Source organism: Streptomyces sp. Inha503 (assembly GCF_047215865.1).
Taxonomy (GTDB): domain Bacteria; phylum Actinomycetota; class Actinomycetes; order Streptomycetales; family Streptomycetaceae; genus Streptomyces; species Streptomyces lycopersici.
The window spans coordinates 1,365,994-1,380,597 of the sequence record NZ_CP178360.1; the positions used below are offsets into that span (position 1 = coordinate 1,365,994).

The 14,604-nt window shown below is 72.5% G+C and carries 12 protein-coding genes; 6 read left to right on the forward strand and 6 right to left on the reverse strand.

The window, feature by feature from the left end; genetic code table 11:
* Nucleotides 1-493: 493 nt before the first annotated feature.
* Nucleotides 494-1,234: an SDR family NAD(P)-dependent oxidoreductase gene (locus tag ACJX2R_RS05705; RefSeq protein ID WP_413099079.1), complete on the reverse strand. Its 741-nt coding sequence runs from the start codon at nucleotides 1,232-1,234 to the stop codon at nucleotides 494-496.
* Between the two features lie 226 nt (nucleotides 1,235-1,460).
* On the opposite strand from ACJX2R_RS05705, the gene ACJX2R_RS05710 reads away from it, so the two are divergent.
* Together ACJX2R_RS05710 and ACJX2R_RS05715 are read left to right on the forward strand one after the other, a co-directional pair.
* Complete coding sequence (locus tag ACJX2R_RS05710; protein WP_413099080.1) at nucleotides 1,461-2,279, forward strand: SDR family oxidoreductase; 819 nt, start codon at nucleotides 1,461-1,463, stop codon at nucleotides 2,277-2,279.
* A 52-nt stretch (nucleotides 2,280-2,331) separates the two neighbouring features.
* On the forward strand, nucleotides 2,332-4,065 hold the full coding sequence (locus ACJX2R_RS05715; RefSeq protein ID WP_413099081.1) for an IlvD/Edd family dehydratase: 1,734 nt from the start codon (nucleotides 2,332-2,334) through the stop codon (nucleotides 4,063-4,065).
* 70 nt (nucleotides 4,066-4,135) lie between these two features.
* On the opposite strand, the gene ACJX2R_RS05720 is transcribed toward ACJX2R_RS05715, so the two are convergent.
* From ACJX2R_RS05720 to ACJX2R_RS05735, 4 genes are all read right to left on the reverse strand, one after another.
* Entirely contained in the window at nucleotides 4,136-5,146 is a 1,011-nt protein-coding gene (locus ACJX2R_RS05720; RefSeq protein WP_413099082.1) for an alpha/beta hydrolase fold domain-containing protein, read from the reverse strand.
* Between the two features lie 133 nt (nucleotides 5,147-5,279).
* Nucleotides 5,280-6,092: a TIGR03943 family putative permease subunit gene (locus tag ACJX2R_RS05725; protein WP_413099083.1), complete on the reverse strand. Its 813-nt coding sequence runs from the start codon at nucleotides 6,090-6,092 to the stop codon at nucleotides 5,280-5,282.
* Nucleotides 6,089-7,117, reverse strand: a complete 1,029-nt coding sequence (locus ACJX2R_RS05730; RefSeq protein WP_262701053.1) for a permease — start codon at nucleotides 7,115-7,117, stop codon at nucleotides 6,089-6,091. Before ACJX2R_RS05730 ends, ACJX2R_RS05725 begins: the two co-directional genes overlap by 4 nt.
* Nucleotides 7,118-7,245: 128 nt before the next feature.
* Nucleotides 7,246-8,400 (reverse strand): Gfo/Idh/MocA family protein, encoded by a 1,155-nt coding sequence (locus tag ACJX2R_RS05735; RefSeq protein ID WP_413099084.1) that lies wholly within the window; start codon nucleotides 8,398-8,400, stop codon nucleotides 7,246-7,248.
* Nucleotides 8,401-8,533: 133 nt separating this feature from the next.
* Here ACJX2R_RS05735 and ACJX2R_RS05740 point away from each other — a divergent pair, with 133 nt between their 5' ends.
* Entirely contained in the window at nucleotides 8,534-9,541 is a 1,008-nt protein-coding gene (locus tag ACJX2R_RS05740) for a LacI family DNA-binding transcriptional regulator (RefSeq protein ID WP_413099085.1), read from the forward strand.
* A 106-nt stretch (nucleotides 9,542-9,647) separates the two neighbouring features.
* Nucleotides 9,648-12,227: an alpha-L-arabinofuranosidase C-terminal domain-containing protein gene (locus tag ACJX2R_RS05745; protein WP_413099086.1), complete on the forward strand. Its 2,580-nt coding sequence runs from the start codon at nucleotides 9,648-9,650 to the stop codon at nucleotides 12,225-12,227.
* A 44-nt stretch (nucleotides 12,228-12,271) separates the two neighbouring features.
* Here ACJX2R_RS05745 and ACJX2R_RS05750 read toward each other — a convergent pair whose 3' ends face one another.
* Complete coding sequence (locus tag ACJX2R_RS05750) at nucleotides 12,272-12,511, reverse strand: hypothetical protein (protein ID WP_413099087.1); 240 nt, start codon at nucleotides 12,509-12,511, stop codon at nucleotides 12,272-12,274.
* Between the two features lie 158 nt (nucleotides 12,512-12,669).
* Between ACJX2R_RS05750 and ACJX2R_RS05755 the strand changes: the two genes are divergently transcribed.
* Together ACJX2R_RS05755 and ACJX2R_RS05760 are read left to right on the forward strand one after the other, a co-directional pair.
* On the forward strand, nucleotides 12,670-13,860 hold the full coding sequence (locus ACJX2R_RS05755; RefSeq protein WP_413099088.1) for a sensor histidine kinase: 1,191 nt from the start codon (nucleotides 12,670-12,672) through the stop codon (nucleotides 13,858-13,860).
* A 15-nt stretch (nucleotides 13,861-13,875) separates the two neighbouring features.
* Nucleotides 13,876-14,535: a response regulator gene (locus ACJX2R_RS05760; RefSeq protein ID WP_413099089.1), complete on the forward strand. Its 660-nt coding sequence runs from the start codon at nucleotides 13,876-13,878 to the stop codon at nucleotides 14,533-14,535.
* The last annotated feature ends 69 nt before the right edge of the window (nucleotides 14,536-14,604 follow it).

Sequence of the window (14,604 nt, forward strand, 5' to 3'; positions counted from 1 at the left end):
CCGCGCGGCGAAGCCGCGTTTGGGTGCTTTCCCCTCCCCGCCCCTTCCCGAAACTGGGGCTCTGCCCCAGACCCCGAATAGGGGCTTCGCCCCGAACCCCGAACCCCGAACCCCGAGGCCCGGGACGAAGCCCTGCCCCGCAGCGGAGCCGCATACCGATGCCGCGAGCGGAGCCCCGGTACGGGCCCTGGGGCGAAGCCCCCGTACGGGCCCGGGGCGGAACCCCCGTACGGGCCCGGGGCGGAACCCCCGTACAGGCCCGGGGCGGAACCCCCGTACAGGCCCGGGGCGGAACCCCCGTACGGGGCCCCGGTACAGAGCCCGGGGCGACGCCCCCATCCGGGGTCCGAGGCGGAACCCCGGTACGGGCCTGGGGCGAAGCCCCGGTACGGGGCCTGGGGCGAAGCCCCAGTCTCGGGAAGGGGCGGGGAGGGGAACAGCCCGCCGCAGGCGTCACCATCCGTGGGACACCAGCACCAAGCTCCGGCGCACGTCAGCCCAGGGCAAGCTCACCGCCCCGGGCCTCCAGGACGGCGCCGGTGATGTAACTCGCGCGGGAGGAGACGAGGAAGAGCACGGCCTCGGCGATCTCCTCTGGCGCCGCGGGCCGGTCCAGAACCGTGGCCCGCGCCACGGCCCGCAGGGCCTCCTCCCCCATCTCGGAGGTGCCCGGGGTACGGACCGGACCCGAGCGGACGGCGTTGACCCGGACTCCCCGGCCGCCGAACTCATCGGCCCACACCCGGGTCAGCAGTTCCAGCGCGGCCTTCGAGGCGCCGTACGCCCCGGCGTTGCGGGCGGGGGCACCGGCGGCGATGGTGCTGAGGTTGACGATGGCCCCGTGGCCCCTGGCGGCCATACCCGGTGCGAGCCGCCCCACCAACAGAAGCGGCGCGCGGGCGTTGATGGCCATATGGACGTCGAACATCTCGGACGAGGTCCCGGCGGTGTCCGCGAACCGGTAGACACCCGCGTTGTTGACCAGGATGTCCACGTCCCCGGCCTCGGCGGCCAGCCGCCCCACATCGTCGGCCTCGGCCAGATCCGCCGCCACGAACCTGGCCGTGGCACCCGTCGCGGACACCTCCTGGACCACGTCCGCGCCCCGGCGCGCGTCCCGGCCGTGGACGACGACCTCGGCCCCCAGCGCCCCGAGCCGCAGGGCCACGGCCCGGCCGATCCCCGCCGTGGCGCCCGTGACCAGGGCCGTGGCACCGGACAGCTCACCACTCATACGGACACTCCTCACCGTAGGCCGGAAACCGATCCACACCACACGCACCGGATGCATACCGCACCCGCCCCCACCGGGCCGTACGGCTCGCCGCCGCAGGGGCTGAACGGACGGTCCGCGCGGAGCCGCCGGACGGCGCCGGGCCGAAGCACGGCCGCGCCAAAGACGCCGAGGACGACGAGGACACGATCTTCCGCGTGGCGCTCGTCTTTGCTGTACTGCGTGGGTGCGGGAAACACGGTCAACCAGCCATGTCGCCCTGGTGACGGGCGCGAACCAGGGGATCGGCGCCGCGACGGCACGAGCGCTGGCGGCCCGCGGTGCCGCGGTGCTCTGCACCTATCTGTGCCCGCCACCCGGCGGCGGCGAGGGGGCCGCCCCGGATCCGTACCACACCGCGCGATCCACCGACGGTGAAGAGGTCGCGGCGGAGATCCGCCGGGCCGGAGGGCGGGCCGAGGCCGTTGAGGCGGACCTCGGCGACCCGGCGGTTCCGGGGCGGCTCTTCGACCTCGCCGAGGACCGCCTGGGCCCGGTCGACATCCTGGTCAACAACGCCTCGGGGTGGGTCCAGGACACCTTCACCCCCGATCCGGCCGACCGGTTCGACCGGCCGCTGCGCCCCGTCACCGCGGAGACCTGGTCCCGGCAGTTCTCGGTGGACGCGATGGCGCCCGCGCTGCTGATCGGCGAACTGGCCCGTCGCCACCGGGCACGCGGTGCCGGCTGGGGGCGGATCGTGGGCCTGACATCGGGAGGGGAGCTCGGTTTCCCGGGAGAGGTGTCCTACGGCGCGGCGAAGGCCGCACAGACCGACTACACCCTGTCGGCGGCCGCGGAGCTGGCCGGCCTCGGCATCACGGCCAATGTGGTGCAGCCGCCCGTGACCGACACCGGGTGGGTCACTGATGAGGTCCGGCGGTTCGTCGCCGCGAGCGCCACCCATTTCCATGTCGCCGATCCGGCCGAGGTCGCGAAGACCATCGTCTTCCTCGCCTCGGACGAGGCCGCGCTCATCACCGGAAACGTCATCACCCTTCGCTGACAAGGATTTTCGCCATTCGCCAGAGGGAGTCCAGAGGGAGTGGAGTGCCGAAGTGACTGACACGGGAACACACGGACGTCGGCGCAGCGCGGCCTGGTTCGGCGCGGAGGGCCGGTCCGGGATGGTCTATCGGTCCTGGATGCGCAACCAGGGCTATACCGGTGAGGTGTTCGACGGCCGCCCGGTGATCGGCATCGCCACGACGTGGTCGGAGCTGGCGCCCTGCAACAGCCATCTCCAGCGGGTGGCGGAGTCGGTGAAGCGCGGGGTGTGGCAGGCCGGGGGCTTTCCGCTGGAGTTCCCCGCGATGGCGCTGGGCGAGACGCTGATGCGGCCCACCGCGATGCTGTACCGCAATCTGCTGGCCATGGAGGCCGAGGAGCTGATGCGGGCCAATCCGCTGGACGGCGTGGTGCTGCTGTCCGGCTGTGACAAGACCACTCCGGGGCTGCTGATGGCCGCCTCCAGCGTCGATCTGCCGGCCATCATGGTCACCGGCGGCCCGATGCTCAACGGCAAGTACCGGGGCGGGGACGTGGGCTCCGGCACCCAGGTGTGGCGGTTCGAGGCCGAGCTGGCGGCCGGGCGGATGACCCAGGAGGAGTGCTTCTTCGCCGAGGGCTGTATGGCCCGGTCCAACGGGCACTGCATGACCATGGGCACCGCGTCCACCATGGCGTCGATGGCCGAGGCACTCGGTATGCAGCTGCCCGGTTCGGCGAGCTGGCCGGCGGTGGACTCGCGGCGGTACGAGACGGCGCAGCGCGCCGGGCAGCGGATCGTGGCCATGGTGGAGGAGGATCTGCGGCCGTCGCAGATCATGACCCGGGAGGCGTTCGAGAACGCGATCCGGGTCAACGCGGCCATCGGCGGCTCCACCAACGCGGTGATCCATCTGCTGGCCATAGCGGGGCGGCTGGGGGTGCCGCTGGCTCTCGACGACTTCGACGCGCTCGCCCGGGAGGTGCCCACACTGGTCGATCTCCAGCCCTCCGGACGGTTCCTGATGGAGGACTTCTGCTACGCCGGTGGGCTGCCGGTGGTGATGCGCGAGCTGGGCGCGCTGCTGCACCCGGAGCCGACCACGGTGACCGGCCGTACGGTGGCGGAGAACGTCGCCGACGCCGAGTGCTGGAACCGTGAGGTGATCCGGACGCTGGACGACCCGTTCCAGGAGGCGGGCACCGGCACCGCCGTACTGCGCGGCAATCTCGCGCCGAACGGCGCGGTGATCAAACAGTCCGCCGCATCGCGCCATCTGCTCACCCACCGGGGCCGGGCCCTGGTGTTCGACACGCCGGAGGACTACCTGGCCGTCCACGCGGATGAGGATCTGCCGGTGGACGAGAACACCGTGCTGGTGATCCGGGGCAGCGGCCCGCGCGGCTACCCGGGGATGCCCGAGGTGTCCAATGTGGTGCTGCCGCCCAAGTTGCTGCGCAAGGGCGTCGAGGACATGGTGCGCATCTGTGACGGCCGGATGTCCGGCACCGGCTTCGGCACCGTGGTGCTCCATGTGTCCCCCGAGTCCGCCGTCGGTGGCCCGCTGGCGCTGGTGCGCGACGGCGACTGGATCACCCTGGACGTCCCGGCGCGTACGCTGACCCTGGACGTGGACGAGGAGGAGCTGGAGCGCCGACGGGCTGCCTGGGAGCCCCCGACGCCGGTCGCCGACCGGGGCTGGAGCAGGCTCTACACCGAGCATGTGCTACAGGCGGACCAGGGCCTTGACCTGGACTTCCTGGTCGGCGGCAGCGGACATCCGGTGCCCCGCGAGTCCCACTGACCACTGACGCTCACGGTCGTGTGGTGGTCCGCCCGCGGATCACCACACGACCGTCCCCGCGCGGCCGCCGTCAGTTCGCCAGAAGCCTGCGCAGCCACCGCAGCCGTGCCTCCCGCGCGTCCCGCGAGACGGCCGCCCGCGGCGCCATGCCCGAGAATCCGTGGAAGGCACCCGGCCAGACGTGCAGTTCGGCCTGTCCCCCGGCTCGCCAGATGCGGCCGGCGTAGTCGACGTCCTCGTCACGGAAGGTTTCCGCGGCCCCTACGTCGATGAACGCGGGAGGCAGACCGGACAGGTCCGTCGCCCGGGCCGGTGCGGCGTAGGGCGATACGTCGTCACCACCGCGCGCGGCGCCGAGCAGCGCGGTCCACCCGGCCTCGTTGGCAGCCCTGTCCCACACCCCGACTCCCGCCATCTGCACGGCGGAGGGCGTGTCGTTGCGGTCGTCCAGCATGGGGCACATCAGCAGTTGTCCGAACGGGGCTGGACCACCGCGGTCCCGGGCCATCAGGGCGACCGCGGCGGCGAGGCCGCCACCGGCGCTGCCCCCGACGACGATGAGGCGCCCGGGGTCGATGCCCAGCTCGGCGGCGTGTTCCGCCGTCCACACCAGACCGGCGTAGCAGTCCTCGACCGGTCCGGGGTGCTGGGTCCCGGGTGCCAGGCGGTACTCGACGGAGACCACGGAGAGCCGCAGTTCCTGGGCGAGGTCGAGCATCTCCGGCACGCCCGTGCGGTTGTCCCCGACCGTCATGCCACCGCCGTGGATGTGGTAGAGCGCGGGCACCGGAGTGGCCGTGTCCGCCAAGTGGCAGATCAGCAGGGAGACGTCCGGCGCGCCCACCGGGCCGGGGACGGACCGCTCCTCGACCCGGAACGCCCCGTCGCGCTCCAGGGCCTCGTTCGTCACCGGCTCCATGCCGGGGACGTCCTGAGGGGGTGTCGCACCAGGATCGGCCCCGGAGCCGCCGGGTGGCAGGAGCTCATAAATCGCCGCGAGCGCCGTGGTGAGTTCCGGGTCGAACGGCGGCGGTGGCCCGAGTGGTGCGCTGGCCGTACGTACGGGCGGGGTGTGCTCCATGGTCGACTCCCAGGGCGATGGCAGGGGGAACTCCTGTGGTCGGCCGCCCACTGCCCCAAGATCAGCAGCCGCTCGGCGGATTCTAGCCACCGGGTGGCGGGGCGGCGAGGGAGGCCTGACGCGGGGTCAGCCATCAGCCGTTCCAGCTCTCGTCGTACGGATCGCGCGGGGCCGGCACCGGCCTGGACCGGCTGACCTCGAGGTACGGGATGGCGCCACCGCCCACCGGGTCCCTGGTCCGTTCGCGGGTGTAGGTGCCGATGACCTGGAGCCAGGTGTCGGGTTCCAGCACCGCGGGGATCCGCCCGGTCAGGCCGATCTTGACGGGCTGGGCGTCGGCGGCGCAGCAGTTGAGCGCCATCCGGACGAGATAGGGGGCGCCGTGGCCGTCGAGGGCGACAAAGCCGGTGATCTTGACCCTTCGGTGCTCCAGGGAGCGCCCGTGGTCGTACACCGCACGCCCGGCGTAGTCGGCCACGTTGAGCGGCAGCGGGTCCCCGGCGGGGAGGGCGGGGAAGCCCCAAGGGCGTTGCAGCGCCGTGCCGGTGTGCATGGCGGTGTACGAGCCGAGCGCGGGCGGCGCCACCAGGATGAGGGCGAACAGCGGGAGCACGAGGAGCCAGGAGACACGTGGTTCCCGGTGGGCGTGGCCGCCTTCACCGTGGCCCTCTTCGCCCTCACCCTGGCCGCCTTCGCCCTCACCGCGGCCCTCGTCGCCCTCCTCACCGTGGCCCTCTCCCCCCTCCCCCGCGTCCTCACCGGCCGGGCGCGTCCGCCGCTCGTACCAGACGGTGGCGACGGCGGCCGCCATCAAGACGACACCGGCCGCGAGGAGCAGCGGGCGCAGCCCCGCCTTCACATAGCGCAGATAGAGGTCGGTGGATCCGGCCCGCAGCACCGCCCCGCCGACCAGGAACAGCACGATCGCCTGAGCCTTCCTGTTCACAGCAGCACCGCCCCGACCAGGGCCGACACCAGGACGGCGAGGACGAAGGTGGCGGGCGCGAACCGCAGCGCGAACCCGCGGCCGAACGTGCCGGTCTGCATCGCGAAAAGCTTCAGGTCGATCATCGGGCCCACGACGAGGAACGCCAGCCGGGCGGTGAGCGAGAACTGCGACAGGGACGCGGCCACGAAGGCGTCGGCCTCGGAGCAGATCGACAGCAGCACCGCGAGGACCGCCAGGGCCAGGATCGACACGACCGGGTCATCGGCGGCGCCGCGCAGCCAGCTCGCCGGGACCACGGCCTTGAGGGTGGCCGCGGCCATGGCGCCGACGACGAGGAAGCCACCGGCGTGCATCACATCGTGGCGTACGGACGCCCAGAAGGCGGCGCCCTTCCCATGGCCGTGGAAGGCGGGGCGGGCCGGTGGGCGCAGCCAGTCGGCGCGCCCCAGCCGCTGCCACAGCCAGCCCATCGCACACGCCACGAACAGACTCGCCACGAACCGGGCGAACACCATCTGCGGCTGGCGGGGGAACGCGACGGCGGTGGCGGTCAGCACGATCGGGTTGATCGCCGGGGCGGACAGCAGGAACGCGAGCGCCGCCGCCGGGGTGACGCCCCGGCGCACCAGCGCCCCGGCCACCGGTACGGAGGCGCATTCACAGCCGGGCAGCACCGCCCCGGCCACGCCCGCCACCGGCACCGCGACGGCGGGCCGCCGAGGCAGCGCGCGGGCGAAGAACGACGGCGGGACGAAGACCGCGATGAGCGCCGACAGCAGCACCCCGAGCACGAGGAAGGGCAGGGCCTGGAGGACCACCGCGGTGAACACGGTCATCCAGCTCTGCGCCACCGGAGCCGACAGCGCCCGGCGGACCGGCCCCTGCGCGACCACCACCACCAGCAGCAGCATGATGAGGCCGAGGGAGGAATCGAACCGCCCGCCCCGCGGATCGCCCGCGTCGCGGCGGCCGGCCCCGGTCGGGGCCGCTTCGGTCGGGGCCGCTTCGGTCGAGGTGGTCACGGGTGGGATACCTCCGGCGTCGAGGGTGCGTGGCGCGGTTCCCCGCCCCCTCCAGTACGCCGGTTCGGCCCCGCGTGCTCACCGCGGCCACCATGAGCCGGAAGTCACCCCGGCGTCCGCCGCCTCGCTCAGCCGGGGCTCACCCACGCGCCCAGGTCGGCGGAGCGGGTCATGGCGTCCAGCACGGTGGCGCTGTGCACGGCGTCGTCCAGGGTGGCGCCGTGGGCGGTGCCCTCGGCGATGGAGCGCAGGAAGTGGTACGCCTCGATCACCTTCAGATCGTCATAGCCCATGCCATTGGCCGAACCGGGCTGGAAGGCGGCGTACTCGCCGTGCCCGGGGCCGACGTACACGGTGGAGACGGGCTGGTCCTGGTACGCGGTGCCACGGCTGACGCCTAGTTCGCCCATGCGCCGGAAGTCCCAGAACACCGCGCCCTTGGTGCCGTGGATCTCGAAGCCGTAGGTGTTCTGTTCGCCGACCGAGACCCGGCACGCCTCCAGTACCCCGCGGGCGCCGGAGGCGAAGCGCAGCAGACAGGAGACGTAGTCCTCGTTCTCCACCGGGCCCAGCTCGCCGCCGGTGGCCCGGGTGTGACCGGCGGTGGCGCCCGTGGGGCGGGCCCGCTCGGGCACGAACACGGCGGTGTCGGCGGTCAGCGCGTCGATCTCGCCGAGCAGGAAACGGGCCAGGTCCACCCCGTGCGAGGCGAGGTCGCCCAGCACTCCGCTGCCGCCGCGCGCACGTTCGTACCGCCAGGTCAGGGCCCCCTCCGGGTGGGCGGCATAGTCGCTGAAGAGGCGGACGCGGGCGTGGGTGACGGCGCCGATCTCCCCGGCGGCGATCATGGCGCGGGCGGTCTGGACGGCGGGTGCGTTGCGGTAGTTGAAGCCGACCGCGCCCTGGACCCCGGCCTCGGCCGCGGCCCCGGCGACCGCGCGGGCGTCGTCGGCGGTGAGCCCGACGGGCTTCTCGATCCAGATGTGCTTGCCCGCCCGGGCCATGGCGACGCCGATCTCGCGGTGCAGGAAGTTCGGCGCGGCGATGCTCACCGCCTGGACCCGGGGGTCGGCGGCGACCTCTTGCCAGTCCCGGGCGGCGGTGGCGAAGCCGTACCGCCCGGCGGCCTCCTCGGCTCGGCCGGGCACCTCGTCGGCGACGGCGACGAGTTCGGGCCGTACGGACAGCCGCGGGAAGTGGTGCGGCAGCCGGACGTACGCCTGGGTGTGTACCCGTCCCATCCAGCCGAATCCCACGACGGCGACCCCGAGCGTACTCACCATGACTGCCCTTCTTCGGACTTTCTCCGGGACGTATTTGGACCGTTCCAGATCTCTCCCGGCCCACACTGAAAGCCCTCCCCGCAGGTGTCAACCCCTTTGACAACCGTGTCTGCCCTGTGGAACGGTCCAGAGCATGAGACCACCGACGATCCGCGATGTCGCCGAACGGGCCGGAGTGTCGAAGTCGCTGGTCTCCCTGGTGCTGCGCGGCTCGCAGCAGGTGCGCCCCGAGAAGCGGCGGGCCGTCCTGGCCGCCGTCGAGGAGCTCGGCTACCGGCCCAACGCCGCCGCGCGCAGCCTCAGCGAGCGGCGCACCCGGACCGTCGGGGTGCTCCTCAACGATCTGCGCAACCCCTGGTTCGTGGAACTGCTCGACGGCCTCAACTCCGAGCTGTACGCGAGCGGGCTGCGCACCCTGCTGGCCGATGGCCGGCAGGGTCGGCGGCTCGGCGAGGACCTCACCCACACCTTCACCGAGCTGCGGGTGGACGGCCTGATCGCCGTGGGCACGCTCCCAGACCCGGCGGCGGTGCGCACGGCGGCCGCGCGGGTGCCCACGGTGGTCGCCGGCACCCGCGAGCCCGTGCTGCCGAATGTGGACATCGTCGCGGGCGACGACGAGCGGGGCGCCCGCCTGGCCACCGAGCACCTGATCGGCCTGGGCCACCGGCACATCGCGCATATCGCCGGGCAGGGCGTAGTGGGCGAACTGCGCCGCCGTGGCTTCGAGGCGGTCATGCGCGAGCACGGCCTGTCCGGGTCGGCGACCGTGGAGCAGGGCGATCTGACCGAGGAGGGCGGCTACCGGGCCACGGTCCGGCTGCTGGGCGCGCCGCACCGGCCCACCGCCGTCTTCGCGTTCAACGACATGGCCGGGGTGGGCGCCCTGTCGGCCGCCGAGGAGCTGGGCCTGCGGGTGCCGGGCGACCTCTCCCTCGTCGGCTACGACAACACCTATCTCGCGCGGCTGCGCCATCTGTGGCTCACCACCGTGGACAACGCCGGTCATGACATCGGCCGCCGCGCCGCGCGCCGGCTGCTCGACCGGATCGCCGACCCCGCCCGCCCCGGCGAGGTGGCACTCACCGCCCCGGTCCTCGAGGTCCGGGGCACGACGGCGCCGCCGCGTCCCGCGGACTGACCGTCGCGCACCGGCCATTGACGCCCCGTCGGTCCGCTGCCTATCGTCCGTTCGAAGTACTGAGCGATGTCCGATATTTCGAACACATTGCGGTACAGGAGTCGCCATGCGAACAACGGGACGTACCAGACGGGGCCTCGGCCTCACCGTGAGCGCTCTGCTCACCACCGCGCTCACCGCCGCGTTGCTCACCGACCCCACGGCCGCCGGGGCCTCCTCCGCTGCCGTGACCGACTACTCGATCACCGTCGATCCGGACCGCGCGGGCCCGGAGATCGACGACGCGATGTACGGCGTCTTCTACGAGGACATCAACCGCGCGGCGGACGGCGGGCTGTACGCCGAGCTCGTCCAGAACCGGTCCTTCGAGTACGACGCCGCCGACAACGCCTCGTACACCCCGCTCACCTCGTGGACCGAGACCGCGACCGGCGGCGCCACCGGCACGGCGCGCGTGGTGAACGACGCGGCGCGGCTCAATGAGGACAACCGCGACTATCTGCGGCTGGACCTCCGCGGGGACGGCGGCGGCACCGGCGCGGGGTACGGCGTCACCAACTCCGGCTACAACACCGGCATCGCGGTCCGGGCCGGAAAGAAGTACGACTTCTCGGTGTGGGCCCGCACCGACAACCCCTCGGGCACCCCGCTGACGATCGGTCTGCACACCGCCTCGGGCTCCACCGCGCTCGCCACACCGCTGCGCACCACCGTCCGCGGGGACCGCTGGACGAAGTACACCGGGACGCTCACCGCGCGCGCCACGGACACCACCGGACGGCTCGCGGTGACCGCGGGCGGCGGTGGCACCGTCCGGCTCGACATGGTCTCCCTCTTCCCCCGGGACACCTACAAGGGCCGCCCGAACGGGCTGCGCAAGGATCTCGCGGAGAAGATAGCCGCGCTGAAGCCGGGCTTCCTGCGCTTCCCGGGCGGCTGTCTGGTGAACACCGGAAGCCATAAGGCGTACGAGGCGCCGGACTGGGAGCGCAAGCGGTCCTACCAGTGGAAGGACACCGTCGGCCCGGTCGAGGAGCGGCCCACCAACGCCAACTTCTGGGGCTACAACCAGTCCTACGGCCTCGGGTACTACGAATACTTCCAGTTCGCCGAGGACATCGGCGCCACCCCGCTGCCCGTGGTGCCCGCGCTCGTCACCGGCTGCGGCCAGAACAAGGCCACCGACGACCCCGAGCTGCTCAAGCGCCACATCCAGGACACCCTCGACCTGATCGAGTTCGCCAACGGGCCGGTGACCTCCACCTGGGGCAAGATGCGCGCGCAGATGGGCCATCCACGGCCTTTCGGCCTGGACCGTCTGGAGGTGGGCAACGAGGAGAACCTCCCCGACGCCTTCTTCGAGCGCTTCGCCGAGTTCCGCAAGGCCATCGAGGCCAAGCACCCGGAGATCACGGTGATCAGCAACTCCGGGCCCGACGACAGCGGTGTCACCTTCGACCGCGCCTGGGAGCTGAACCGCGCGGCCAAGGTGAAGATGGTCGACGAGCACTACTACAACAGCCCGCGGTGGTTCCTGGAGAACAACAACCGCTATGACTCCTACGACCGCCAGGGCCCGAAGGTGTTCCTCGGCGAATACGCCTCGCAGGACAACCGCTTCGGAAACTCCCTGGCCGAGGCCGCGTACATGACGGGCCTGGAGCGCAACGCCGATGTGGTGAAGATGGCCTCCTACGCCCCGCTGCTGGCCAATGAGGACTACGTCCAGTGGCGGCCGGATCTGATCTGGTTCAACAACGCCGCCACCTGGGGCTCGACCAGCTATGAGACCCAGAAGCTGTTCATGAACAACGTCGGGGACCAGGTGGTGCCGAGCCGGGCGTCCGCCACCCCGTCCCTCCCCTCCGGCCCGATCACCGGTGCCGTCGGCCTGTCCACCTGGGCCACCAGCGCCGCGTACGACGACGTCCAGATCACCTCGGCGGACGGGGCCACCCTGCTGAGCGACGACTTCTCCGGCGGCGACGGCAAGTGGACCAAGGCCACCGGGACCGGCTCCTGGCAGGTGCGGGACGGCGCGTACGTCCAGTCCGACACCGCCGCCGAGAACACCATGGTCACCGCGGGCGACAGCGGCTGGCAGAACTACGACCTGAGGCTGAAGGCCACCAAGCGCTCGGGCAGCGAGGGCTTCCTCATCGCCTTCGGGGTCAAGGACACCGGCAACTACTACTGGTGGAACCTCGGCGGCTGGGGCAACACCCGGTCCGCCGTGGAGAAGGCCACGGACGGCGCCAAGCAGACGATGGCCGAGGACGATACGAGGATCGAGACGGGCCGGGAGTACGACGTGCGGATCGAAGTCCGCGGCCGACAGGTGACGCTGTACCTGGACGGGAAGAAGTGGGGTTCGTTCACCGATGACAAGGTGGCCGAGCCGTTCCGACAGGTGGTGACCCGCGACAAGGCCACCGGCGAGCTCATCGTCAAGGTGGTCAACGCCCAGGACGCCGCCGCCCGCACCCGGATCGACCTCGGCCAGGGGGTCAGGGCCCGGCGGGCCGCACGGCTGACCACGCTCCAGGGCGCCCCGGACGCGGTGAACACCGCGACCGATCAGCCCATCAAGCCGAGCAGTTCCACGTTCGACGGTGTGGACACCACCTTCAGCTACACCTTCCCGGCCAACTCCATCACCTTCATGCGGATCGCCACGCGGAAGTGAGCCGGGCTCGCGGCCGGTGACCGGAGCGGTCACCGGCCGCGGTCTCATCCGCGGCCCCGATCGCCGAGCGCACCGCCCGCCGCGCCCACCGCCAGGCCGAGGACGACCATCACGACATAGCCGTACACCGCATAGCCGTCGGGGACGAGGAAACGGACGAACCCCATGAAGTGGAGCCAGCCCCACCATTCGTGCAGCAGACCGCTTCCGCCGCCGACGACGAGGGTGAAGGAGAGCAGATGCGACACGGCGGCGAGCGGGGAGGTGTCCTTGGTGGATGTCATGACCCGAACCTAGGCGGGCCGCCCCGGGCGGCGGATCGGGCACAAGGCGGCCCGGCGGTGACCAAAGGAGACCGCACGCCACCGGGGAGTGGTACTTAAGTATCCGCTCGCGGTACGAGTCCCCGCTCGCCCGCCCGGTCCGCGTAGATTTCCGGGACATGCGCCGCATCCACCGCACCCGCCGGGACTGGGCAGCCGATCTGGGGCTGATGCTCTTCGCCGCCTGCTTCGCCGCCGCCAGCTCCGACTCCATACCGATCGAGGAGAACCTGGATCCGGTGTGGCTGACCGTCGATCAGGTGATCGGCGGGCTGGGGTGTGCGACGGTCCTGCTGCGGCGGCGGTGGCCGGTGGCGCTGGCGGTGGCGCTGCTGCTGGCGGGCAGCGAGCTCTCGCACTATCTCACCGGTCCCGCGATGGTGGCGGTGTTCACGGTGGCCGCGACCCGGCCGGGGCGGGCCACCGCGTGGGTGGCGGCGGTGGCCTTCGTACCGCTCCCCGTCTTCCTGTGGCAGCTGCCGGAGGAGTCCGGGGACCGGAAGAGCTCGGCGCTGACGTACTTCGCGCTGATCGCCGGGACCATCGGATGGGGGTTGTTCCGGCGGTCCCGGCAGCAGCTGATCGCCTCCCTGCGGGCGCGGGCCGAACTGGCCGAGGCAGACGCGGAGTTGCGGGCCGAGCGGGCCCGCCGGGAGGCGCGGGAGGAGATCGCACGGGAGATGCACGATGTGCTGGGACACCGGCTGACGCTGCTGAGCCTGCACGCCGGGGCGCTGGAGTTCCATACGAAGGCGCCCCGCGAGGAGATCGGAAGGGCCGCCGGGGTGATCCGGGAGAGCGCCCGCCTGGCGCTGAGCGATCTGCGTGAGGTGATCGGGGTACTGCGCGCGGGACCGGCGCAGGACGAGCGGCCCCAGCCCGAACTGGCCGATCTGGCCCGGCTGGTGGCGGAGGCCCGGACGGCGGGCGGCCGGATCGAGCTGACCGGGCCGCCCGACGGCCCGGCCCCGCCGCCCGTGGTGGGGCGCACGGCGTACCGCATCGTCCAGGAGGCGCTGACCAACGCGCGCAAACACGCGCCCGGCGCGGCGGTCACGGTACGGGTGTCCGGAGGCCCGGCCGACCGGCTGACGGTGGACGTCCGCAACGCGCCGCCGCCCAGTGCGGCCGCGGACACCGGCGGTGGCGAAGGCGGCCGTGGCGAGGGCGGCGGGCAGGGGCTGATCGGGCTGGCCGAACGGGCCCGGCTGGCGGGCGGCGAGCTGAGCGCGGGCCCGGCCCAGGGCGGCTTCCGGGTGCGCGCCTGGCTACCCTGGCCCGCGGCGGACACGGTGTCCGCCCAGGGGTGAGGGAGGACGGCGCGGGTGATCCATGTCCTGCTGGTGGACGACGACCCGATCGTACGGGCCGGACTGCGCCTGATGCTGGGCGGCGCCCCGGACATCGACGTCGTCGCGGAGGCCGCCGACGGGGCGGAGGTGCCGCCCCTGGTCGCCGCCCACCGGCCCGATGTGGTGCTGATGGACATCCGGATGCCGGGCGTCGACGGGCTGACCGCCACCACGGAGCTCCGGGCCCGGCCCGGCGCCCCGGAGGTGCTGGTGCTGACCACCTTCCACACCGACGGCCATGTGCTGCGGGCGCTGCGCGGCGGCGCGGCCGGGTTCCTCCTCAAGGACACCCCGCCAGGGGACATCGTCACGGCCATCCGCACGGTGGCCGCCGGGGATCCGGTGCTCTCCCCCGCCGTCACCCGCCGGCTCATCGAGCAGGTGGCGGGCGGCGGGCAGGAGGACCGGGCCGCCGCCGCCCGGGCCCGGCTGGCGCTGCTGGGCGAACGGGAGCGGGAAGTGGCCCGCGCGGTCGGGCGGGGCCGCTCCAACGCGGAGATCGCCCGGGAGCTGCATCTGGCGCTGCCGACGGTGAAGGCCCATGTGTCGCGCATCCTGACCCGGCTGGATCTCAACAACCGCGTCCAGATCGCCCTGCTGGTCCATGACGCCGGCGCGTCGAACGACTGCTGAACGGCGCTCCTCGCACCTCGATGGGTGAACGATGGCGAGCAATTTTAATTCAGTCGCTTGACTTAAGTG

Coding starts and splice junctions, on each gene's coding strand:
- ACJX2R_RS05705 (WP_413099079.1), bottom strand. CDS start 1,234: ATGAGTGGTGAGCTGTCCGGTGCCACGGCCCTGGTCACGGGCGCCACG.
- ACJX2R_RS05720 (WP_413099082.1), bottom strand. CDS start 5,146: ATGGAGCACACCCCGCCCGTACGTACGGCCAGCGCACCACTCGGGCCA.
- ACJX2R_RS05735 (WP_413099084.1), bottom strand. CDS start 8,400: ATGGTGAGTACGCTCGGGGTCGCCGTCGTGGGATTCGGCTGGATGGGA.
- ACJX2R_RS05740 (WP_413099085.1), top strand. CDS start 8,534: ATGAGACCACCGACGATCCGCGATGTCGCCGAACGGGCCGGAGTGTCG.
- ACJX2R_RS05745 (WP_413099086.1), top strand. CDS start 9,648: ATGCGAACAACGGGACGTACCAGACGGGGCCTCGGCCTCACCGTGAGC.
- ACJX2R_RS05750 (WP_413099087.1), bottom strand. CDS start 12,511: ATGACATCCACCAAGGACACCTCCCCGCTCGCCGCCGTGTCGCATCTG.
- ACJX2R_RS05755 (WP_413099088.1), top strand. CDS start 12,670: ATGCGCCGCATCCACCGCACCCGCCGGGACTGGGCAGCCGATCTGGGG.